This is a genomic window from Mycobacterium sp. 852002-10029_SCH5224772 (assembly GCF_001667315.1).
Taxonomy (GTDB): domain Bacteria; phylum Actinomycetota; class Actinomycetes; order Mycobacteriales; family Mycobacteriaceae; genus Mycobacterium.
In genome coordinates this window covers 1-21,196 of the sequence record NZ_LZHT01000062.1, presented here as the reverse complement: position 1 = coordinate 21,196, position 21,196 = coordinate 1, and the positions used below count along the sequence as shown (strand labels likewise).

The window sequence follows — 21,196 nt, the reverse complement described above, 5'->3', positions numbered from 1 at the left end:
CCCACAGCCCAACTCACCCAGACCCGCGAGGTCGCCGAGGCCCGGCTGGCCGGGTTGCGGGCCAGGGCCAAGGCGGCGTTCGCCGAGCGCGAAGGCGTGAACCTGGGGCTGGGGGGCGGGCTCCGGCTTGGGTTCGGCTTTGGGCGCGGGCGGTGGCTGCGGAGCGGCGGGGGCGGCGGCCTCGGAACCGATGCCAATGCGGGCCAGTTCGCCGCCGACGGGCACGGTGGCGTCTTCCTCGGCGGTGATGCTGATCAGCACACCGGCCACCGGTGACGGGATCTCGGTGTCCACCTTGTCGGTGGACACTTCGACGAGCGCATCGTCGACCTGGACCGAATCACCGACCTTCTTGAGCCAGCGGGTGACGGTGCCCTCGGACACCGACTCGCCGAGTTCGGGCATCAACACCGGGGTCGCGTCGCCGCCACCGGAGGTCTGCTGGGCGGGCTGGGGCTCCGGCTGGGCCTGGGGCTGCGCCTCGGGCTCGGGTTGCGCCTCGGGCTGGGCGGCGGGCGCGGATTGCTGCGGCTCCGGCTGGCTGGGCGCCTGCGACCCGCCGTCCTCCGAACCGTCGCCGATCACGGCCAGCTCGCCGCCCACCTCGACGGTGTCGTCTTCCTGGGCGACGATCTTGGTCAGCACACCCGCTGCCGGCGACGGGATTTCGGTGTCGACCTTGTCGGTCGACACCTCGACGAGCGGCTCGTCGAGTTCAACCGTGTCGCCTTCCTGCTTGAGCCAGCGGGTGACCGTCCCCTCGGTGACGCTCTCACCGAGTGCGGGCATCTGGACGGAGAAGGCCATCGTTTTTGACTCCTCGATCGCTCGTGGGTCGGGGCGGGTCGTTCAGCTCGCGTGTGGAAGGCGAAGTAGCAATCCAAAACTATCCTGTCACTGCGGCTTCGTGGGCAGACATCCAGGGCAGATACCGCGCGCTGGCCGGGTGACCCCGATCACGCTTGCTACGGTGTGGCCACTGCAGCCAGAGCGGGGAGGTCCGATGCCGCCACAACAGTTACCCCAACATTTCGTCGACAGTGCGGACGGCGCGCGCATCGCCGTCTACGAAGAGGGCAACCCCGAGGGCCCCACCGTGGTGCTGGTGCACGGCTTCCCCGACTCGCACGTGCTGTGGGACGGGGTCGTGCCGCTGCTGGCCGAGCGGTTCCGGATCATCCGCTACGACAACCGCGGCGTCGGCCTGTCCTCGGTGCCCAAGGCGGTGTCGGCCTACAGCATGGACCGCTTCGCCGACGACTTCGCCGCGGTGACCGGCGAGCTGAGCCCGGGCCGGCCCGTGCACGTGCTCGCCCACGACTGGGGCTCGGTCGGCGTATGGCACTACCTCAAGCGCCCCGGCGCCCACGACCGGGTGGCCACGTTCACGTCGGTGTCCGGACCCGCTCAGGACCAGCTGGTCGACTACATCTTCACCGGCCTGCGGGCGCCGTGGCGCCCCCGCAGCTTCGCCCGGGCGGTCAGCCAGGCGCTGCGGTTCACCTACATGCTGCTGTTCTCGATCCCCGTGCTCGCCCCGCTGTTCCTGCGGCTGACCCTGTCGGTCCCGGGGCTGCAACGCAACGCGGTCGACAACATTCCCGTCGAGCAGATCCATCATTCCGACAAGCTCGCGCGCGACGCCGCGCAGTCGGTGAAAACCTATCCCGCCAACTACTTTCGTTCGTTCTCCGGCCGCAAGAACGGCGTCGCGGTCATCGACGTGCCGGTGCAGCTGATCGTCAACACCAAAGACAAGTACGTGCGGCCGTACGGATACGACCACACCCCGCGCTTCGTCCCGCGGCTGTGGCGCCGCGACATCCAGGCGGGTCACTTCTCCCCGATGTCGCACCCGCAGGTGATGGCGGCGGCGGTGCACGACTTCGCCGACCTGGCCGAGGGCGAACAACCCAGCCGCGCCCTGCTGCGCGCGCAGGTGGGGCGGCCCCGCGGATCATTCGGCGACACCCTGGTGTCGGTCACCGGAGCCGGCAGCGGCATCGGCCGCGAGACCGCGTTCGCGTTCGCCCGGGAGGGCGCCGAGCTGGTCATCAGCGACATCGACGAAGCGGCCGTCAAGGCCACCGCCGCCGAGATCGCCACGCGGGGCGGGGTCGCGCACGCCTACGTGCTCGACGTGTCCGACGGGCAAGCGGTGGAGGCCTTCGCCGAGCGGGTCAGCGCCGAGCATGGCGTGCCCGACATCGTCGTCAACAACGCCGGCATCGGGCAGGCCGGTGGATTCCTCGACACCCCCGCCGAGCAGTTCGACCGGGTCCTCGACGTCAACCTCGGCGGCGTGGTGAACGGCTGCCGCTCCTTCGGTCGGCGGCTGGTGGAGCGCGGCACCGGCGGCTACATCGTCAATGTCTCGTCGATGGCCGCCTACGCGCCGCTGCAGTCGCTGAACGCCTACTGCACGTCCAAGGCGGCGACATACATGTTCTCGGACTGCCTGCGCGCCGAACTCGATGCCGCCGGCGTCGGCCTGACCACGATCTGCCCCGGCGTCATCGACACCAACATCATCAACACCACCAGATTCGACGCGCCCGCGGGAAAGCAGGCCGACGCCGTCGACGGCCGCCGCGGCCAGCTGGGCAAGATGTTCGCGTTGCGCCGCTACGGCCCCGACAAGGTCGCCGACGCGATCCTGTCCTCGGTCAAAAAGAAGAAACCGATTCGCCCCGTCGCGCCGGAAGCCTATGCGCTGTACGGGCTTTCACGTCTGGCGCCGCAGGGCCTGCGTAATGCCGCGCGGATGCGGGTGATCTGAGGCCCGCTAGGCGCCCGGACCCGCCGCCCCACGCCGCCCCGTGAGCACCGTGGCGCCGATCGCGATGACCCCGAGCACGGCCAGCGGTATGGCCCATGCCCGGCGGCTACCCACCGACGACTGGCACTGCGCGACATAGTCGGTGTGCGGAACGATCTGGTTGAGGATCGGAATGTTGGCCACGCTGCTGTTGTTCGCGTTCCTGGCCGCCGACAGATCCGTCACCACCGCGTTGCCGCATCCGATCGAGTGACCATTGCTGTCGGTGACGTTCACCGGCGCCAACAGACCGATCACCCCGGCCAACAACAGCACGGCACCCACGCCGATGATCAACCGTCGCACCGTCATGGTTCGCCTTTCTCGCCTTTTCCCGCCGGGGATAACGACCGCTAGCAGATTAACCGGAGCACAGCGCCGATAAACCCGGACGGATACAGCGCCGGGTTGCTGGGTATCCCGCCGCGGTAGCCGAGAGGGAAAGGACTTAGTGGTGATCACTGCAACGCGAGAGGTGCCCGTCCCGTGCGAGCGGGTCTGGGAAGTGCTTGCACAGGGTTGGACCTACACCCAGTGGGTGGTCGGCAACAGCCGCATGCGGGCCGTGGATCCGAACTGGCCCGAGGCCGGCTCCTCGATCAGGCATTCCATCGGGATCTGGCCGCTGGTGATCAACGACGCAACGATCGTGGAGGAGAGCGACCCGCCGCACAAGCTGGTGCTGTGCGCCCGCCTGGGACCGATGGGCGCCGCGCGGATCACGATGCTGCTGCACGAGATCCCGCAGGGGTGCCGGATCGAAATGATCGAGGTGCCGATCGAAGGCCCGATGGGCCTCGTTCCCGATGCGATCGCGTTGGCCGCGGCCTACCCGCGCAACAAGGAATGCCTGATGCGGCTGGCCGCGCTGGCGGAACGCCTGGAGCCGAGCCAGGTGAAGTGACCGTGCGGGACACCGCCGACGCGGTCGTCATCGGGGCGGGGCACCACGGGCTGGTTGCCGCCTCGATGCTGGCCGACGCCGGGTGGGACGTGCTGGTGCTGGAAGCCCAGCCGGAGCCCGGCGGCGCGGTGCGCAGCGCCGAGCTGACGCCGGGCTACATCACCGACCTGTTCAGCTCCTACTACCCGATGACGGTGGCCTCACCCGCGATTGCCGCGCTGCGGCTCGAGGACCACGGCCTGCGGTGGTCCCACGCGCCGGCGGTGGTGGGGCATCCCCGCAGCGGTGCCGACGACGACCCGCCCATCATCTACCGCGACCCGGCGCGCACCGCAGCGGAATTCGCACGCCGCGAGCCCGCCGACGGCGAAAACTGGTGGCGCGTCGTGGAATTATGGCAGCGCATCAAGTCGCCGCTGCTCGACGCCATGCTGGCACCCTTCCCGCCCGTGCGGCCGATGCTGCGGCTGCTGGCCGAACTCGGCACGTCGGAAGCCATCCGGGTCGCACGCCTGCTGGTGCAGCCCGCCAACACCATGGTGAGCGAGCTGTTTGCCGGTGAGGCGCCGCGAGTGTTGTTGTTGGGCAACGCAATGCACGCCGACGTCCCGCCCGACGCGCCCATCAGCGGCGCCATGGGATTCCTGATGACGATGCTGGCCCAGGACTGCGGCTGGCCGGTGCCGGTCGGGGGCTCGGGCCAGCTGACCGCCGCGCTGGTCAACCGTGCCCGTTCCGCGGGCGCGCGAATCGAGTGCAACGAGAACGTGTCCCGCATCGAGGTGCGGGGTGGCCGGGCGGTCGGGGTGACCACGGCCGGGGGGCGCACGGTGCGGGCGCGCCGGGGGATCGTGGCCGACGTGACGGCTCCGCGACTGTTTTGCGACATGTTGCCCGCGGACGCGGTGCCGCCCAAAGTACGGCGCGACCTCGAGCACTTTGTGTGGGATCCGCCGGTGGTGAAGGTGAACTATGCGCTGCGCGAGCCGATTCCGTGGCGTACGCAGCGCCTGCACGGGGTGGGCACCGTCCATCTGGGGGCCGACGGCGACGGGTTGGTGCGCTGGATGGCCGACCTGAACACCCGGACGGTGCCCGAGCATCCGTTCATGCTGCTGGGCCAGACCACCACCGCGGACCCGACACGGTCGCCGGTGGGCACCGAAAGCGTCTGGGCCTACACGCATTTGCCGCGCAATGTCGCCGACGACGCATCGGCCGAGCGGCTCGCCGAATCGGTGGACCGGGTGATCGAGGAGCATGCGCCGGGCTTCGGTGCGGCGGTGATCGATCGGTTCGTGCAACGCCCGTCGGACCTGGAAGCCAGCGACGCCAACCTGCACCTGGGCGCGCTCAACGGCGGCACCGCGCAGCTACAACAGATGCTGATCTTTCGGCCGGCGGCCGGGATGGGCCGGGCCGAAACCCCGGTCGAGGGGCTGTATCTGGGCAGCGCATCGGCGACCCCGGGTGGTTCGGTGCACGGCGCGTGCGGGCGCAATGCGGCCAACGCAGCGCTGGCCGCCGGCGGGCTCACCGGCTGGCCGCGGCGCAGGCTGACCCGCGCGGCGATGTCGCTGCTGACGAAGTAGTTCGCGCGCTAGCCGTTCTCGGCAATGTCCTCCAGCACCGCGAACATGGTGCGGACCGGCACGCCCGTGGCGCCCTTGGGCGAGTACCCCCACGGGCTGCCGGTGTTGTAGGCGGGGCCGGCCACGTCGATGTGCGCCCAGCCCACGCCGTCGGCGACGAACTCGCGCAGGAACACGCCGGCCACCAGCATGCCGGCGAAGCGCTGCCCACTGATGTTCGACAGGTCGGCCACCGTGGACTTCAGGTCTTCCTTGAGTTCGTCGGGAAGCGGCATCGGCCAACCGTTTTCGCCCACGCGCTGCGAAATCTCGGCGACCCGGTCGCGGAATTCGTCGCTGCCCATCACCCCGGGAATCCGGCTGCCCAGCGCCACCGTCTGCGCACCGGTCAGCGTCGACGTCTCGATCAGATAGTCCGGGTTGTCCTCGCATGCGCGCACGATGGCGTCGGCCAGGATCAACCGGCCCTCGGCGTCGGTGTTCTGCACCTCGACCGTGATGCCGCCGTACTGCGTCAGCACGTCGCCCGGGCGCTGCGCCGTTGCCGACGGCATGTTCTCGGCCATCGGCACGGTCGCGATCACGTCGATGGGAAGCTGCAGCTGCGCGGCCAGCGCCACGGTCGCGATGACCGCCGCGGCCCCGCCCATATCCGAGGTCATGTGGTGCATGCCGGCCGCCGGCTTGATCGAGATGCCGCCGGTGTCGAACGTGACGCCCTTGCCGACCAGGGCCACCCGCTTCGCCTGCTTGGACCTCTTGGCCAGCTTCGAACCGCGGTGGGTCAGCCGCACCAGCCGCGGCGGCCGCGACGATCCCTGGCCGACGCCGATGATCCCGCCGTAGCCGCCCTTCTGCAGCGCCTTGTCATCGAGCACATCGACGTCGAGCCCCACGGACTCACCCAAAGCCCTTGCGCGCTTGGCGAATTCATCGGGAAACAGGTGACTCGGCGGGGTGTTGACGAAGTCACGCGCGGTGGCGACCGCGGTCGCGACGGCCGCACCGTGCGCGGCGTCCTTCTTGGCGTCCTTCGCGGTGGCCAGCACCGTGATCTTGCCCAGCCCTGTGTCTTTGGGTGCGGTCTTGGGGCTGCGGAAGTCGGTGAACCGGTAGCTGCCCAGGATCAGGCCCTCGACGGCGGCCGAGGCGACTCCCTCACCGGGTAACTCGCCCAGCGTGGTGATCACGGACCCGGTGTTGGCGAGCGAGCGCGCGGCCACCCCGGCGGCGCGGCGGACCGTGTCGGCCGGCCACTCGGGCCGCGGCTTACCCAGACCGATCGTCAGCACGCTGGACACCGGCAGCGACGGCACCACCAGCCGGTGCACCTGGTCGGCGCCGCCGGTGGCCTCCAGCGCGCGCAGGCCGGATTCGATCTCGGCGACCGCATCCGAGGACAGGAACGGCTCGGCCGACGCCACGACCGCGCCCGGCTTGTCATCGTCGCCGGTCGAGACGACGGGCACGATCAGCACGGTGGACGCGGCGGCGCGGCGGGGCAGCGAGGAGGCGACACTGACATCGGGGGAGGCGTAACCGGGTTCTGTGCTCATCCGCATCACCCTAACGGGCCGTTCGTCGCGGCTGGTTAGGGTGAAGAGTCGTGAGCACCGAAGCCGACCTTCTGCACGGACCGTTAGAAGACCGTCACCGCGATCTGGGCGCCAGCTTCGCCGAGTTCGGCGGCTGGCTGATGCCGGTGTCGTATGCGGGCACGGTCAGCGAGCACAACGCGACGCGCAACGCGGTCGGACTGTTCGACGTCAGCCACCTGGGCAAGGCGTTGGTGCGTGGGCCGGGTGCGGCGCAGTTCGTCAACTCCGCGCTGACCAACGATTTGAACCGAATCGGGCCCGGCAAGGCCCAATACACGCTGTGCTGCACCGAATCCGGCGGGGTCATCGACGACCTGATCGCCTACTACGTCGACGACGACGAGATCTTCCTGGTGCCCAACGCCGCGAATACCGCCGCCGTGGTCGAAGCGCTGCAGGCCGCCGCTGGGCCCGAACTGACCATCACCGACCTGCATCGCTCCTTCGCGGTGCTGGCCGTGCAAGGGCCGCGATCGGCCGACGTGCTCGGCGAGTTGGGCCTGCCCACCGACATGGATTACATGGGCTACGCCGACACCGAGTTCGCGCAAGTGCCGGTGCGGGTCTGCCGCACCGGCTACACCGGCGAGCACGGCTACGAGCTGCTGCCGCCGTGGGAATCCGCCGGTGTGGTGTTCGACGCCCTGGCCGCGGCGGTCAGCGCGGCCGGCGGCGAGCCGGCCGGCCTGGGCGCGCGCGACACGCTGCGCACCGAGATGGGCTACCCGCTGCACGGGCACGAGCTGTCGCTCGACATTTCGCCGTTGCAGGCGCGTTGCGGCTGGGCGATCGGCTGGAAGAAGGAGGCGTTCTTCGGCCGCGACGCCCTGCTGGCCGAGAAGGAGGCGGGGCCGCGGCGGCTGCTGCGTGGGCTGCGGATGACCGGCCGCGGGGTGCTGCGCGCCGGGCAGACGGTGCTGGCCGGCGACACCCCGGTCGGGGTGACCACCTCGGGGACTTTTTCCCCGACACTGCAGGGCGGCATCGCGCTGGCGCTGATCGACACCGACGCCGGGGTCGAGGACGGCCAGGAGGTCACCGTCGACGTTCGCGGCCGTCCCGCCGCCTGCGAGGTGGTGCGGCCGCCCTTCGTCGCGGTGAAAACCCGCTAGCCGCGCGGCTTGTGCGGGCGAAATCCGATTCGGTAGGCGGATATACAATCAGCGGATGACCAGTGGCTCCCTCGAGTTCACGGTTTCGCGCTCGACACGTCCGGCGACCGACACCGAACGCGAAACCATCCTGGCCGAGCCGGGTTTCGGCAGATACTTCACCGACCACATGGTGTCGATCGAGTACGACGAGGGTCGGGGCTGGCACGACGCGCGCGTCATCCCGTACGGCCCGATCGAGCTGGACCCGTCGGCGCTCGTGTTGCACTACGCGCAGGAGATCTTCGAGGGGCTCAAGGCGTACCGGTGGGCGGACGGCTCCATCGTGTCGTTTCGGGCCGAGGCCAACGCCGCCCGGTTGCAGTCGTCGGCGCGGCGGCTGGCGATTCCGGAACTGCCCGAAGAGCTGTTCATGGAATCGCTGCGCCAGCTCATCGCGGTCGACAATGCCTGGGTCCCGGCCGCCGGCGGCGAAGAGGCGCTGTATCTGCGCCCGTTCGTCATCGCCACCGAGCCCGGACTGGGCGTGCGGCCGTCCAAGCGATACCGCTACCTGCTGATCGCCTCCCCGGCCGGGGCGTATTTCAAGGGCGGCATCAGCCCCGTGACGGTCTGGGTGTCAACGGAGTACGTGCGGGCCAGCCCGGGCGGCACCGGCGCGGCCAAGTTCGGCGGTAACTACGCGGCCTCGCTGGCCGCTCAGGCCGAAGCCGCGGCCAACGATTGCGACCAGGTGGTGTGGCTGGACGCCGTCGAGCGCCGCTTCGTCGAAGAGATGGGCGGGATGAACATCTTCTTCGTGTTCGGCAGCGGCGGATCGGCCCGCCTCGTCACCCCGGAGCTGTCCGGCTCACTGCTGCCCGGCATCACGCGAAATTCCTTGCTGCAGTTGGCTATTGATGCCGGATTCTCCGTCGAGGAACGCAAGATCGACATCGACGAATGGCAGAAGAAGGCCGCCGCCAGCGAGATCACCGAGGTGTTCGCCTGCGGCACCGCCGCGGTCATCACGCCGGTCTCGCACGTGAAGTACGGCGACAGCGAGTTCACCATCGCCGACGGCCAGCCCGGCGAGGTGACGATGGCGTTGCGCGACACGCTGACCGGGATCCAGCGGGGCACCTTCGCCGACACCCACGACTGGATGGCCCGGCTCGCGTAGAGCGGCTTGCCGAATGTGCGGCCAGCTCCACATTCGTACGCATGTGTGCGGGCAGCCGCACACTCGGCGCGCTACAACCGCACCAGACCCGCGAGCGCCACCGCGCACACCGTCGTCGTCAGTTCGATCGCGGCGCCCAACACGTCGCCGGTGATGCCGCCGAAGCGGCGCGCGCAGTGCCGCACCAGCAGCGCGCCACAGCCCAACCCCAACACCACGGCCACCGGCCCCTGCCACGGCCGCGGCCCGACCGTCAGCGAAATGCCAAGCAGCACCGCGACCCAGGCCGCCGCCACCGCCGTCGGCTGACTTCCGGCGACCGCGGCGCCCAGCGCGCTGCCCTCGGCCGCCGGCACACAGCGGTGACTGGCCAGCACCGCGGCGACCCGGCCGGCGATCACCGCCACCGCGATCCCGACGGCGCCGTGAACCGTCGCCTCGGTTCCCAGCGCCGAAAACGCCAGCGACTGCAGTAGCACCACCACGACGACGGCGGCCACGCCGAACGGCCCGGTCGATCCCTCCCGCATCACCGCCAGCGCGCGCGGCGGCGGGCCGTAGCAGCCCAGGCCGTCGGCGGTATCGGCGACACCGTCGACGTGCAGGCCGCGGGTCACCAGCAGCAGCGCCGTGACCGCGAGCAGCCCGGGTAACGAGCTGGACCGCCCGAAGGCGAGCTCCCCACCCCAGGTCACGGCCGCGGCCAGCGCCCCCAGAGCCGCGCCCACCACGGGCAGTGCCGTCATGGCGCCGCGACCCAGCGGCGCGGTCCGGGTACCCGGTACGGGCAGCACCGTCCCGAACGCGAAAGCCGTTGCCAGCGAACGAATCACGACGGGGGAGCGGCCCGATCGGGGCGGTCGGACACGCCGGCCTGAGTGAACGTGGCCATCGACGAGAGGGCGGCGACCGCGGCGCGCAGCACCGGCAGCGCCAGCGCGGCGCCGGTTCCCTCACCCAGCCGCATGCGCAGGTCGAGGATCGGCTCCAAGTCCAGCGCCGTCAGCGCCAGCGCATGGCCCGGCTCGGTGGACCGGTGACCGGACTGCCACCACATCCGGGCGCCGGGGGCCAGGTGTTCGGCCACCAGCGCCGCCGCCGTCACCGCCATGCCGTCGAGCAGCAACGGCGTGCGCCGGACCGCGGCCTGCGCGCAAAAGCCCGCCATCGCGGCCAGATCCGCGCCGCCGGCGCAGCGCAGCAGCGCGACCGGGTCGGGCAGCACCTGCCGCGCGCGGAACAGGGCGTCGCGCACCGCGGCGGTTTTGCGTCCCCACCCGGCGTCGTCGATCCCGGTGCCGAAGCCCACCACCACGACCGGTTCGGCGTTGGTCAACGCCGCCACTAAAACCGCTGCGGCCGTGGTGTTTCCGATGCCCATGTCGCCAGCGATCAGCACGTCGGCTCCCGCATCGACCTCCTCGTCGGCGATGGCGGCGCCGGCGGCGAGCGCCCGCGCTGTCTCGTCGTCGCTCAACGCGTCCCGCACGGTGATGTCGCCGCTGCCGCGCCGCACCTTGTGGGCGCCGATCTGCTGCGTCAGAGGGTCGGCGTCGACCGCCAGATCCGCGACGCGCACGCTCGCCCCGGCGATGCCGGTCAGCGCGTTGATCGCGGCCCCGCCGGCATCGATATTGGCGACCATCTGAGCGGTCACCTCCGGCGGGTACGCCGACACCCCCGAGCGTGCGACGCCGTGGTCACCGGCGAAGACCACCACCCGGGCGCGCTCGAATTGCCGTGGCGGGCACTGCCCCTGGCACGACGCGATCCACACCGACAGGTCCTCGAGGCGGCCCAGCGCGCCGCGGGGCTTGGTGAGCGTGTCCTGGCGGGCGCGGGCGGCGGCGGCGACGCCCGCGTCGGGCGGCGACACGGGGGCGAATTCCATCAGGCCCCCGACGGCTTGATCGGCACCGCCTGCCCGGCCACCACCAGCACCACCCGATCGCATACCCGGGCAAGGCGCTGGTTGAGGCCGCCGAGCTCGTCGGCGAAGCGGCGTCCGGATGCGGTGGCCGGCACGACGGTCAACCCGACTTCGGGGCTGACCAGCACCAGCGTCGAGGCGAAGCCGCCGACCGCGGCCAGCACGTCATCCACCGGGGCCGCCACCGAGCCGCCTTCCCAGGCGTTCTCGCGGTCCATCGCCCCGGTCAGCCAGGTGCCCAGGTCGTCGACGAGCGTGGGGGTGCCGGGAGACTGGCGCAATTGGCTTGCGATGTCGTCGGTTTCGATCGTGGACCAATGTGCCGGCCGCCGGTCGCGATGCTCGGTGATGCGGTGCGCCCAGGCGGCATCGTCGTCACCGGCCGGCCCGGGGGCCAGGTAATGAACCGGCTGGCCGGCCGGCAACCCCGTGGCGATGGCTTCCTCCGCCCACTGCGATTTGCCTGACCTGATCCCGCCGAGCACCAGGGTGCGCACCGGCGTCAGCCGGCTTTCAGGCAAGAGTTATTCGACACTGACGCCATGCTTGACCTGGGGCCGCGGCGCCCGCAGCCGGCGCATCTGGGAGGCGCGGCCGGCGGCGTAAAGTCCTAGCTTCCAACGGCTTTCGGCGTTGTTCGGGAACTTAGCGTCGACCAGCTTGCTGACCTTGCGGCCCAGCATCAGGCCGTCGACGCTCATCACGGCCATCAGTGCCAGCATCGCCGGAGACACCCAGAGCTGCAGCTGTGGGACGCCGAACATGACGAACATCAAGAACAGGGTCGACGGCATGAACAGGCCCAGCAGGTTGCGCCGGGAATCCACCACATCGCGAACGTAGCGCCGGATCGGGCCCTGGTCGCGGGGCAGCAGGTAGCCCTCTTCGCCGGCCATCATGCGCGTACGGCGATCCGACATGCGCTCGCGGTTGGCGGTCTTCTCGACGCGCCGCTCCTCGCGGCTGAGCTTGGGACCGGCCAGCGATTTGCGCCGGGCCCGCGCCTCCGACGAGGTCATGGGTGCGGGTGCGACGGGACCCTTCTTCGCGTTCCGCCGGGCCTCGTTGCGCTTGGGCGTGGGGCGGCCCTTGGGCCCGGTCCGGCGGGGTATTGCGTCTTCGGCGCCAGCAACGTCGGATGCCGCCGACGCAGCCATGCTTTCGTCGAGGTCGGTGTCCTGGCCTTTCTTACGGCCCAACAGCTTCACAGGGGCCAGGTTACTTCGCGGATGATCCGCGCCGGAATTCGCCTGGAATGCCTTGCTATTAGACCTGCGTTAGTGGCGCCCTGGCCCTACTCTTACACGTGATGAATGGCTGCGTTTGATGGACGACGGGTCGATGGCCTCGGATGATGTTGCCCCCGGCCTGGCACCCGGCCGTCTTCAGCTACCCGCCATGCAAGTTCTGGTGGCCCCGGATTGCTACGCCGACAGCATGTCGGCGCTCGAAGCCTCCGCCGCCATCGCGACCGGCTGGACCCGGTCGCGGCCGGGCGACCGGTTCATCGTGGCGCCTCAGTCCGACGGCGGCCCCGGGTTCGTCGAGGTGCTGGCCAGCCGGCTGGGGGAGACGCGGCGATTGCGGGTGTCGGGGCCGCTAAAAGCCATGGTGGAAGCCGAATGGGTCTTCGATCGCGGTTCGGCCACCGCGTTCCTGGAGTGCGCCCAGGCCTGCGGCCTCACCCTGATCGGCGGTCCCCCCACCCCGGAGACCGCGATGGCGGCCCACAGCAAAGGCGTCGGGCAGCTGATCGCCGAGGCGCTGCGGGTCGGGGCGACGCGGATCGTCGTCGGCCTGGGCGGCAGCGCCTGCACCGACGGCGGCCAGGGCATGATCGCCGAGTTGGGCGGCCTGGACACCGCGCGACGCCAGCTGGGCAACGTGGAGCTGATCGCCGCCTCCGACACCGAATACCCCATGCTGGGTCCGTGGGGAGCGGCGAGGGTGTTCGGGCCGCAGAAGGGCGCCAACACGGCCACCGTTGCGGCGCTGGAAGTTCGGTTGCAGGCGTGGGCGCTCATCTTGGAAGCGGTGGCCGGACGCGACGTCAGCGCCGAGCCGGGCGCGGGGGCCGCCGGCGGCATCGGCGCCGGGCTGCTGGCACTGGGCGGGCGGTGTGAGTCCGGGGCCGCCATCATCGCCGAGCACACCCGGTTGTCCGACGACCTCGACACGGCGGAGCTGATCGTCACCGGCGAGGGCCGCTTCGACGAGCAATCCCTGCACGGGAAGGTGGTCGGCTTCCTGGCCGACGCGGCCCGACCGCGGGGGATCCCGGTGGTGGTGCTGGCCGGCCAGGTCGATTTGGACAACGCGACGGTGCGCTCGTCTGGCATCATGGCCGCGTTGTCCATTGCCGAGCACGCCGGATCGGTGCGGCTGGCACAGGCCGACGCGGCCAATCAGCTCATGGGTCTGGCATCCGTTGTGGCGGCGCGACTCGGGAATAGCGGTCCTGCAAGGTACCGTTGATGGTGTGGACTTTCCGGCGGTCCGGGTCGCTTGGCGCAAGTCGGCGGTGTCGGGCGTGATCGGTACCACCCAACAATGAGGCATGTAGGAGAAGCAATGACGGTGCAAAACGAGTCGGACGCCAAGACCCACGGCGTGATCTTGACTGAGGCCGCCGCCACCAAGGCAAAGTCGCTGCTGGACCAAGAGGGTCGCGACGACCTGGCGCTGCGCATCGCGGTCCAGCCGGGTGGGTGTGCTGGGCTGCGCTACAACCTCTTCTTCGACGACCGGTCGCTCGATGGTGACCTGATCGCGGAGTTCGGGGGCGTGAGCCTGAGGGTGGACCGGATGAGCGCGCCGTACGTCGAGGGCGCGTCCATCGACTTCGTGGACAGCATCGAGAAGCAGGGGTTCACGATCGACAACCCCAACGCCGGCGGGTCGTGCGCCTGCGGCGACTCGTTCAACTGATTTCACCGCGAGGCTGCAACTGGCGACGCATTCCCTGAGTAGGGCCGTCGGCAGTTGCAGTCTCGCTGCGCGACAAGGTCAGTACGCGCCCCCGGTGCGCAGCACGTACGAGCACACCATGATCTGGCCGCGCTGGAACAGCAGCTGCGCGATGCCCTGCGCTTGCCCGCGCATGGGGCCCCCGCTCACCGGCGACACCCGCATGGTGAACAACGCCTGAGCCTGGTACTGCGACAGGTACACGATCTTGTCGATGGAGATGATCTCCACCTCGGAGAACTGTTTACGGAATGCGTCGCTGCTGAGCTTGGCCAACGCCTGGTCGGATCGCTTGTCCTGGACGGCGTCGTAGAGGCCGCACAGCGCATTTCGGGCGATCTCGTTGATGTCGCGGTGCTCGAGTGCGTCCAGGTATCCCTGAATGGCCGTCTTCGCCGCGCCCTCGGAGAACGTGGTGCCGGTATTGGCGCCGTTGGTGCGCACCCCGTAGACGATGGCCACCGTCATCACCGCAACAAGCGCAATGGCCAGCGCCACGCCGACGATCAGCCGGCGCTTGGAACGTGGCGGCGGGTATGGCCCGGGCCCGGGCCCGGGCCCGGGTGGCGGCCCGGCATAATTGGCTGAAGGCGGTCCTGCGCGCCCAGCCGGCGTGAAGCCCAGGCCGCCGGGGTTGGGGTCATCGGGGAACTCGAGTGGCTGGGATTCGCTTGGGTGCTCATGTCCGCTCGGTCCGCCGCTGCCGCCGCCGACAGGGTGGTTCGGCGAGTGCGGGCCTGCCATCGTGGTTCTCCTACGGTGGTAGACGGGACTGCAAGCGGGTTGTGGCCCGAGCCTTGTGATCCCGGCGACTTGAGTGAGTTGCTTGACTCGTTCCTAGGGAGGCTAGCGCAGACCGTGCGGCGACCGTGCACGCAACGATGGTCGTAGGCGGGTGAGTAAGCTAGATAACCTTACTAACGAAGGATGGAGATTTCGTGACGATCGCGGTGACAGGTTCGATTGCGACCGACAATCTGATGCGGTTCCCCGGCCGGTTTTCCGAGCACCTGCTGGCCGAGCACCTGCAGAAGGTGTCCCTGAGCTTCCTGGTCGACGACTTGGTGATTCACCGTGGCGGCGTGGCGGGCAACATCGCGTTTGCCATCGGCGTGCTGGGTGGCGACGTGGCGCTGGTCGGTGCGGCCGGTGACGATTTCGGCGAGTACCGCGAATGGCTGCAGCGACACGGCGTCAACTGCGACCACGTGCTGATCTCGAAGACCGCGCACACCGCACGCTTCGTGTGCACCACCGATGAGGACATGGCCCAGATCGCGTCGTTCTATCCCGGCGCCATGTCCGAGGCCCGCAACATCAAGCTCGCCGATGTCGCGGCCTCCGTGGGCAAGCCGGACCTGGTGATCATCGGGGCCAACGACCCGGACGCGATGGTGGTGCACACCGAGGAGTGCCGCAAGCTCGGCCTGCCGTTCGCCGCCGACCCGTCCCAGCAGCTGCCTCGCCTGTCCGGCGAAGAGATCGACAAGCTGATCGAGGGGGCGGCCTACCTGTTCACCAACGACTACGAGTGGGAGCTGATGCTCTCCAAGACCGGCTGGTCAGAGGCCGATGTGCAGAAGAAGGTGGAACTGCGGGTGACGACCCTCGGCGCCAAGGGCGTCGACATCGTCGAGCGCGATGGAACCACCACACACGTCGGCGTGGTGCCCGAGACCAGCCAGACCGACCCCACCGGTGTCGGGGACGCGTTCCGGGCCGGTTTCCTCACCGGGCGCAGCGCCGGGCTGAACTTCGAGCGGTCGGCTCAGCTGGGCTCGCTGGTCGCGGTGCTGGTGCTGGAGTCGACCGGAACCCAGGAGTGGGCCTGGGACCGCGAGGTCGCCAAGACCCGGTTGGCCGGCGCCTACGGCGATGAGGCGGCCGCCGAGATCGCCGCCGTGCTCGCCTAGCCCGCGCGATTTCCCGCGGGCGTAACCACACTGCGAAAATTCGGGCCGGAAATCGCAACCAGGTTACGGTCGCGGCGTTGGTTTACAGCTGCACCGGATACATCGGCTCGCTGATCTGGGGCACCACGGTCTGCTCGACGAAGATCGCGTGCCAGAGCATGAAGATCAGCAGCGTCCATAGCCGGCGGCTGTGATCGCTGACGCCGTTGCGGTGTTCGTCGAGCATCCGGCGAACGGCGGCCGGGTCGACAAAGTCGACCACTGAACTGGTCTGCGACGACGCCACCAGCTCGTAGGCCCACTCCAGCAGCTCGCCGGCGCGCAGCCAGTGCCGGATCGGCACCGGGAACCCGAGCTTGGGCCGGTGCAACACGTGCGCGGGAACGATCGGCTCCAGCGCGCGGCGCAATGCGTACTTGGTGGTGGTGCGGGTGATCTTGGCCTCGACGGGCAACCGCGACGCGACGGCGAACACCTCGGGATCCAGGAACGGCACCCGCAACTCCAGGGAGTTGGCCATGGTCATCTTGTCGGCCTTGACCAGGATGTCGCCGCGCAGCCAGGTGAACAGGTCGATGTGCTGCATGCGGGCCACCGGGTCCCAGCCCGCCGATTCGGCGTACAGCGGCGCGGTCACGTCGGTGTGGGTCCACTCCGGGCGGAAGCCGGGCAGCACGTCGCGCAGCTGCGCGTCGGAGAAGCTGCGGGCATTGCCGTAGTAGCGCTCCTCGAGCGTCAGCGAGCCACGGTGCAGCAGGCTCTTGCCCCGCATCCCCTCCGGCAGGGGTTTGGACACCTTGCCCATCGACCGGCGCAGTGGCCGCGGCAGGTAGTCAAAGGGCTTCAGCGACAACGGCTCCCGGTAAATCGTGTAGCCGCCGAACAGCTCGTCGGCGCCCTCGCCCGAGAGCACCACCTTGACGTGCTTGCGGGCCTCGCGGGCCACGAAGAACAGCGGCACCAGCGCGGGGTCGGCAACCGGCTCGTCGAGGTACCAGACGATCTCGGGCAGCGCGGCGACGAACTCGTCCGGCTTGACCACCTTGGCGATGTGGCGGGCGCCGATCGCCTCCGCCGAGGCGACCGCGACGTCGATCTCGGAGAATCCTTCCCGCTCGAAGCCGGTGGTGAAGGTGATCAGGCGCGGGTTGTGCCGGATGGCCAGCGCCGCGATGGCGGTGGAGTCGATACCGCCGGACAGGAACGCCCCAACGGTGACGTCGGCGCGCATGTGCTTGGCCACCGAGTCCTCGAGCACCGCGGTGATCTCGTCGTAGCGGGCCTGTTCGCCGCCGCGCACGATCGGCGTGGCGGCGAACCGCGGCACGAAGTACCGGGTGACCTCCGGTTGCAGGTGGCCGGGGCGGATCCGGGCGTAGCAACCCGATTCCAGCCGGCGCACCCCCCGATGCAGCGTCTCGGGCTCGGGCACGTACTGCAAGACGGTGTAGTGCTGCACCGCCCGGTCGTCGATGCGCGTGTCGAAGCCGATCAACTCGGCCAGGTCCAGCAGACACTTTTTCTCGCTGGCCACGGCGGTACCCCCGGCTCCGGTCGCCATGAACAGCGGCTTGATGCCGAAAGGGTCGCGGGCGCAAAACAATTCGCGGGTAGTCGTGTCCCACAGCGCGAAGGCGAACATGCCGCGTAACCGCGTCAAGACCTCGGTGCCCCAGTAGTGGTAGCCGGCGACGACGGCCTCGCCGTCACCGTCGGTGGCGAAGACGGCGCCGTGCTGGGTGGCCAGTTCGTCGCGCAGCTCCAGGTAGTTGTAGATCTCGCCGTTGAACACCAGCACGTAGCGGTCGGGCGCCTCCGGCGGCCCCCAGCGCAGTGGCTGGTGCGAGTGGGCGATGTCGATGATGGACAGCCGGTTGAAGCCGAAGACGACCGAGCCGTCGGTGCCCGGGTCCACCCAGGTGCCCGGCTCGTCGGGTCCGCGATGGCGCATCGAGTGCGACGCGCGCGCGATCGCACCGTCGGCTCGGGCGGCAGCGTCGTCGGTGGCGCCCTCCGGGGCGGCAACGAACGCCAGCAGACCACACACGGCGCCCCAGTATGCCGCACTTCGGGCATGCTCGTGGACGTCGCACCCGGCACGTCGCCAGACTGGCGGGCCGGGGTTTCGTCGCCCGGCTCAAGCGCGTGGTCTACGCTGCGTAGTATTCGATATCCGAGCAGGAGGCGCCAACGTGACCCCTCGCGAGCAGGACCGTTCGCAACCTTTGTCGCAGGGTAGGTTTCCGCGCCGTCCTGGAGGCTCCGCCACGGGTCTTGCTCGCCGTCTCCGGCCGCTGGCGCTGGCCGTGACGCTGGGCGTGCTGGCGATGTTCCTGAGCGGATGCAGCAGCTGGGCCGACGCGCTGGCCCTGGGCTGGCCCAGGGGGATCACGCCGCAGGCACACCTGAACCGGGAGCTGTGGATCGGCGCGGTGATCGCCTCGCTGGTCGTCGGCGTCATCGTCTACGGACTGATCTTCTGGTCCTCGGCGTTCCACCGCAAAAAGGCGACCGACACCGAGCTGCCCCGCCAGTTCGGCTACAACATGCCGTTGGAGCTGACGCTCACGGTGACGCCGTTCCTCATCATCTCGGTGCTGTTCTACTTCACCGTGGTCGTGCAGGAAAAGATGCTGCACATCGCCAAGGACCCCGAAGTGGTGGTCGACGTCACGGCTTTCCAGTGGAACTGGAAGTTCGGATATCAGCGCGTCGCGTTCAAAGACGGCACGCTGACCTACGACGGTGCGGACGCGGCGCGCAAGAAGGCGATGGTGTCCAAGCCGGAAGGTAAGGACAAGCACGGCGAGGAGGTGGTCGGGCCCGTCCGCGGGCTCAACACCTCCGACCGCACCTACCTGAACTTCGACAAGGTCGAAACGCTGGGAACCAGCGACGAGATCCCGGTGCTGGTGGTGCCGACCGGCAAGCGCATCGAATTCGATCTGGCCTCCTCCGACGTCGTCCACACGTTCTGGGTCCCGGAGTTCCTGTTCAAGCGCGACGTCATCCCGAACGCCGACGCGAACAACTCCGTGCACGTCTTCCAGGTCGAGGAGATCAACACGCCAGGGGCGTTCGTGGGCCACTGCGCCGAGTTCTGTGGCACCTATCACTCAATGATGAATTTCGAGGTGCGCGCGGTGTCGCCCAACGACTTCAAGGCCTACCTGCAGCAGCGGATGGATGGCAAGAGCAACGCCGCGGCGCTGCAGGCGATCGGACAATCTCCGACTGCGGTGACCACGCACCCGTTCGACACCCGCCGCGGTCAGCTGAGCCAGTAGGTTAGGACACCAAATGCATATCGAAGCCAGGCTATTCGAGTTCATCGCCGGGTTCTTCTTTGTGGTTGCGCTGCTCTATGGGGTTTTGACCGCGCTGTTCGCCACCGGCGGCGAGGAGTGGGCCGGCACCACCGCGCTGGCGCTGACCGGCGGCCTGGCCCTGATCGTGGCGACGTTCTTCCGGTTCGTGGCACGGCGGCTCGACACCCGGCCCGAGGACTACGAAGGCGCTGAGATCAGTGACGGAGCAGGGGAATTGGGCTTTTTCAGCCCGCACAGCTGGTGGCCGATCCTGATCGCGCTGTCGGGCGCGGTGGTGGCGGTGGGCATCGGGCTGTGGCTGCCGTGGCTGATCGTCGCCGGGGTGATGTTCGTCCTGACGACGGTGGCCGGACTGGTCTTCGAGTACTACCTGGGGCCTGAGAAGCACTGATCGGCGGCATAAAGGTCACAATCCGATCACGTGATCGCTTGCGCCCTTCGCCACGACCGCTTTGCCCGTTTTGGGTTCGGTAGTGTTTCGCGCAGACAATGAGAAGTTTCCCAGCGCGCCCGGCAACGAGGTGACCGCGGAGTTTTACGCGCAGGTGATGCAGTCGAACAGGGTAGGCAAAGGCAGAGATGAGCGGGTCGAAACCCCCGGGATGGGAACCTGACGAATCCGATCCTGCCGACCCGATCAGTCACCAAGCCGACGGCGGTGAGCCGGCCGACGACCCGGACCCCGGCGAAGACCACGACGTCGAGGCTGCGGCGGAGCCCTTCGACGACAGCGCTGAACTGTCGGCGGCGGACCAGACGGACGTGTACTCGCGTGCCTACTCCGCGCCGGAGTCCGAGCACTTCACCAGCGGCCCCTACATGCCCGCCGATCTGCAGCTCTACGACTACGAGGACTACGACGACTCGTCCGACTCCGACGACGAACACAGCACCGCGCGCTGGCCGTGGGTGGTGGGGATCGCCGCCATCGTGGCCGCGATCGCGCTCGTCGTGTCGGTGTCGCTGTTGTTCGCGCGGACCGACACCACCAAGCTGGCCAACCCGAACACGACCACCGCCCCGTCCACGCCGCCGATGCAGGACGAGATCACGACCACCAAGCCGCCCCCGCCGCCGAGTGCGCAACCGATCCCCAGTCCGCCGCCGCCCGAACCGCCACCGCCGCCACCGCCGCCCCCGCCTCCCGTCGTGGTGACGTCTGCTCCGGTGGCGCCGCCGGCGCCGGTCTATACCCCGAGGCACACGGCGCCACCGGCGACGACAGCGCCGCCGCAGCCGACGGCCACCACCACGGTGCCGGTGACGACTCAGCCGCCGACGGCCACGACGACACCGCCGCCGCCCATCACGAGTGAGGCACCCATCACCACCAGCACCACGACGACGGTGCCGATGACGACGGAGTGGATCCACGTCCCGCTGCTGCCGGTGCCGATACCGATCCAGGTTCCCCAGAAGCAGGCCCCCGCGGCCCCGCAGTATCCGTCGAACGAGTATCCGCAGTATCCGCAGTATCAGCCGTATCCGGGCAACGAGTATCCGCAGTATCCGGGGAGCTCGCAGAATCCGTTCCTCGGCCCGGGTTATTAACGTCCGTCCTGCTTAGGCAGTCCGCCTGCGCGGCTTGCCGCGCACGGGTAACGTTTGTGTCACCAAGTTCGGATGGGGTTCACCCCGTCATGCCCTCGCTCAGGGGGCGATCAGAAGACCTTGGAGGCGTTACGTGGACATCGTGCTTGGGGTGTCGATGGCTCCCAGGACCGTCCGCCTGGTAGCGATCGAAGGCCAAGACGCCGACGGCGTGACCGTCGAACAAGAAGAGTTCGAGGTTGGCGCCGCCGGAAATTCGGTCGATCGGGTGATCGACGCGATCAGCGGCACCCGCGAAGGGGTGTTCGAGGGCGGCCACC

The 21,196-nt window shown here is 69.2% G+C and carries 20 protein-coding genes and 1 pseudogene; 12 read left to right on the top strand and 9 right to left on the bottom strand.

Going from position 1 to position 21,196, the window contains the following annotated elements; all coding sequences use genetic code 11:
• Positions 1-807 (bottom strand): biotin/lipoyl-containing protein (locus A5775_RS11565; RefSeq protein ID WP_304441511.1); only part of this gene is annotated, 807 nt, incomplete at its 3' end.
• A gap of 196 nt (positions 808-1,003) precedes the next feature.
• On the opposite strand from A5775_RS11565, the gene A5775_RS11560 reads away from it, so the two are divergent.
• On the top strand, positions 1,004-2,779 hold the full coding sequence (locus tag A5775_RS11560) for an SDR family oxidoreductase (protein WP_067252050.1): 1,776 nt from the start codon (positions 1,004-1,006) through the stop codon (positions 2,777-2,779).
• Between the two features lie 6 nt (positions 2,780-2,785).
• Here the strand turns inward: A5775_RS11560 and A5775_RS11555 are convergent, their stop codons facing one another.
• Positions 2,786-3,130 (bottom strand): aminopeptidase, encoded by a 345-nt coding sequence (locus A5775_RS11555; RefSeq protein ID WP_067252047.1) that lies wholly within the window; start codon positions 3,128-3,130, stop codon positions 2,786-2,788.
• A 142-nt stretch (positions 3,131-3,272) separates the two neighbouring features.
• Here A5775_RS11555 and A5775_RS11550 point away from each other — a divergent pair, with 142 nt between their 5' ends.
• Together A5775_RS11550 and A5775_RS11545 are read left to right on the top strand one after the other, a co-directional pair.
• Positions 3,273-3,722 carry an SRPBCC family protein gene (locus A5775_RS11550; RefSeq protein ID WP_067252057.1) on the top strand — a complete coding sequence of 150 codons (450 nt, stop codon included), beginning with the start codon at positions 3,273-3,275 and terminating at the stop codon, positions 3,720-3,722.
• Positions 3,719-5,314: an NAD(P)/FAD-dependent oxidoreductase gene (locus A5775_RS11545; protein WP_067252045.1), complete on the top strand. Its 1,596-nt coding sequence runs from the start codon at positions 3,719-3,721 to the stop codon at positions 5,312-5,314. The genes A5775_RS11550 and A5775_RS11545 overlap by 4 nt, the downstream gene beginning before the upstream one ends.
• Positions 5,315-5,322: 8 nt before the next feature.
• Here the strand turns inward: A5775_RS11545 and A5775_RS11540 are convergent, their stop codons facing one another.
• Complete coding sequence (locus A5775_RS11540) at positions 5,323-6,870, bottom strand: leucyl aminopeptidase (protein WP_067252055.1); 1,548 nt, start codon at positions 6,868-6,870, stop codon at positions 5,323-5,325.
• 50 nt (positions 6,871-6,920) lie between these two features.
• On the opposite strand from A5775_RS11540, the gene gcvT reads away from it, so the two are divergent.
• Both gcvT and A5775_RS11530 read left to right on the top strand, forming a co-directional pair.
• On the top strand, positions 6,921-8,024 hold the full coding sequence (gcvT, locus tag A5775_RS11535) for a glycine cleavage system aminomethyltransferase GcvT (protein ID WP_067252042.1): 1,104 nt from the start codon (positions 6,921-6,923) through the stop codon (positions 8,022-8,024).
• A 55-nt stretch (positions 8,025-8,079) separates the two neighbouring features.
• The gene (locus A5775_RS11530) at positions 8,080-9,186 is read left to right on the top strand and encodes a branched-chain amino acid aminotransferase (RefSeq protein WP_067252040.1); all 1,107 of its coding nucleotides are present in this window, start codon (positions 8,080-8,082) and stop codon (positions 9,184-9,186) included.
• Positions 9,187-9,257: 71 nt separating this feature from the next.
• On the opposite strand, the gene A5775_RS11525 is transcribed toward A5775_RS11530, so the two are convergent.
• From A5775_RS11525 to A5775_RS11510, 4 genes are read right to left on the bottom strand one after another with little or no spacing between them, the layout of a single operon-like run.
• Positions 9,258-10,019, bottom strand: coding sequence for an adenosylcobinamide-GDP ribazoletransferase (locus A5775_RS11525; RefSeq protein ID WP_067252038.1), 762 nt, complete (start codon positions 10,017-10,019; stop codon positions 9,258-9,260).
• Positions 10,016-11,080, bottom strand: coding sequence for a nicotinate-nucleotide--dimethylbenzimidazole phosphoribosyltransferase (gene cobT / locus A5775_RS11520; RefSeq protein ID WP_197512521.1), 1,065 nt, complete (start codon positions 11,078-11,080; stop codon positions 10,016-10,018). The genes A5775_RS11525 and cobT overlap by 4 nt, the downstream gene beginning before the upstream one ends.
• Positions 11,077-11,613, bottom strand: a complete 537-nt coding sequence (locus A5775_RS11515; protein ID WP_067252033.1) for a bifunctional adenosylcobinamide kinase/adenosylcobinamide-phosphate guanylyltransferase — start codon at positions 11,611-11,613, stop codon at positions 11,077-11,079. The genes cobT and A5775_RS11515 overlap by 4 nt, the downstream gene beginning before the upstream one ends.
• 27 nt (positions 11,614-11,640) lie before the next feature.
• On the bottom strand, positions 11,641-12,273 hold the full coding sequence (locus A5775_RS11510) for a DUF3043 domain-containing protein (RefSeq protein WP_231995156.1): 633 nt from the start codon (positions 12,271-12,273) through the stop codon (positions 11,641-11,643).
• A 241-nt stretch (positions 12,274-12,514) separates the two neighbouring features.
• Here A5775_RS11510 and A5775_RS11505 point away from each other — a divergent pair, with 241 nt between their 5' ends.
• Both A5775_RS11505 and A5775_RS11500 read left to right on the top strand, forming a co-directional pair.
• Positions 12,515-13,591 (top strand): glycerate kinase, encoded by a 1,077-nt coding sequence (locus A5775_RS11505; RefSeq protein WP_067252053.1) that lies wholly within the window; start codon positions 12,515-12,517, stop codon positions 13,589-13,591.
• A 96-nt stretch (positions 13,592-13,687) separates the two neighbouring features.
• Complete coding sequence (locus A5775_RS11500) at positions 13,688-14,044, top strand: iron-sulfur cluster assembly accessory protein (RefSeq protein ID WP_067252028.1); 357 nt, start codon at positions 13,688-13,690, stop codon at positions 14,042-14,044.
• A gap of 78 nt (positions 14,045-14,122) precedes the next feature.
• On the opposite strand, the gene A5775_RS11495 is transcribed toward A5775_RS11500, so the two are convergent.
• Entirely contained in the window at positions 14,123-14,827 is a 705-nt protein-coding gene (locus tag A5775_RS11495) for a hypothetical protein (RefSeq protein ID WP_067252026.1), read from the bottom strand.
• Between the two features lie 194 nt (positions 14,828-15,021).
• Between A5775_RS11495 and A5775_RS11490 the strand changes: the two genes are divergently transcribed.
• Complete coding sequence (locus A5775_RS11490) at positions 15,022-15,996, top strand: carbohydrate kinase family protein (protein WP_067252024.1); 975 nt, start codon at positions 15,022-15,024, stop codon at positions 15,994-15,996.
• A gap of 82 nt (positions 15,997-16,078) precedes the next feature.
• Here the strand turns inward: A5775_RS11490 and asnB are convergent, their stop codons facing one another.
• Positions 16,079-18,043, bottom strand: coding sequence for an asparagine synthase (glutamine-hydrolyzing) (gene asnB, locus A5775_RS11485; protein ID WP_067252022.1), 1,965 nt, complete (start codon positions 18,041-18,043; stop codon positions 16,079-16,081).
• A 145-nt stretch (positions 18,044-18,188) separates the two neighbouring features.
• On the opposite strand from asnB, the gene A5775_RS11480 reads away from it, so the two are divergent.
• The 4 genes and pseudogenes from A5775_RS11480 to A5775_RS25370 all read left to right on the top strand — a co-directional run.
• Positions 18,189-19,283, top strand: coding sequence for a cytochrome c oxidase subunit II (locus A5775_RS11480; RefSeq protein ID WP_082952978.1), 1,095 nt, complete (start codon positions 18,189-18,191; stop codon positions 19,281-19,283).
• 13 nt (positions 19,284-19,296) lie between these two features.
• Positions 19,297-19,716, top strand: coding sequence for a cytochrome c oxidase subunit 4 (locus A5775_RS11475; RefSeq protein WP_067252017.1), 420 nt, complete (start codon positions 19,297-19,299; stop codon positions 19,714-19,716).
• A gap of 188 nt (positions 19,717-19,904) precedes the next feature.
• Entirely contained in the window at positions 19,905-20,876 is a 972-nt protein-coding gene (locus tag A5775_RS11470) for a hypothetical protein (RefSeq protein ID WP_231995155.1), read from the top strand.
• A 133-nt stretch (positions 20,877-21,009) separates the two neighbouring features.
• Positions 21,010-21,196: pseudogene (locus A5775_RS25370) on the top strand (hypothetical protein); the annotation flags it as partial.

Bases quoted from the DNA above. Each gene is read 5' to 3' on its own strand.
- A5775_RS11560 (WP_067252050.1), top strand. From the start codon at position 1,004: ATGCCGCCACAACAGTTACCCCAACATTTCGTCGACAGTGCGGACGGC.
- A5775_RS11555 (WP_067252047.1), bottom strand. From the start codon at position 3,130: ATGACGGTGCGACGGTTGATCATCGGCGTGGGTGCCGTGCTGTTGTTG.
- A5775_RS11540 (WP_067252055.1), bottom strand. From the start codon at position 6,870: ATGAGCACAGAACCCGGTTACGCCTCCCCCGATGTCAGTGTCGCCTCC.
- A5775_RS11530 (WP_067252040.1), top strand. From the start codon at position 8,080: ATGACCAGTGGCTCCCTCGAGTTCACGGTTTCGCGCTCGACACGTCCG.
- A5775_RS11510 (WP_231995156.1), bottom strand. From the start codon at position 12,273: ATGGCTGCGTCGGCGGCATCCGACGTTGCTGGCGCCGAAGACGCAATA.
- A5775_RS11505 (WP_067252053.1), top strand. From the start codon at position 12,515: ATGCAAGTTCTGGTGGCCCCGGATTGCTACGCCGACAGCATGTCGGCG.
- A5775_RS11500 (WP_067252028.1), top strand. From the start codon at position 13,688: ATGACGGTGCAAAACGAGTCGGACGCCAAGACCCACGGCGTGATCTTG.
- A5775_RS11495 (WP_067252026.1), bottom strand. From the start codon at position 14,827: ATGGCAGGCCCGCACTCGCCGAACCACCCTGTCGGCGGCGGCAGCGGC.
- A5775_RS11475 (WP_067252017.1), top strand. From the start codon at position 19,297: ATGCATATCGAAGCCAGGCTATTCGAGTTCATCGCCGGGTTCTTCTTT.
- A5775_RS11470 (WP_231995155.1), top strand. From the start codon at position 19,905: ATGAGCGGGTCGAAACCCCCGGGATGGGAACCTGACGAATCCGATCCT.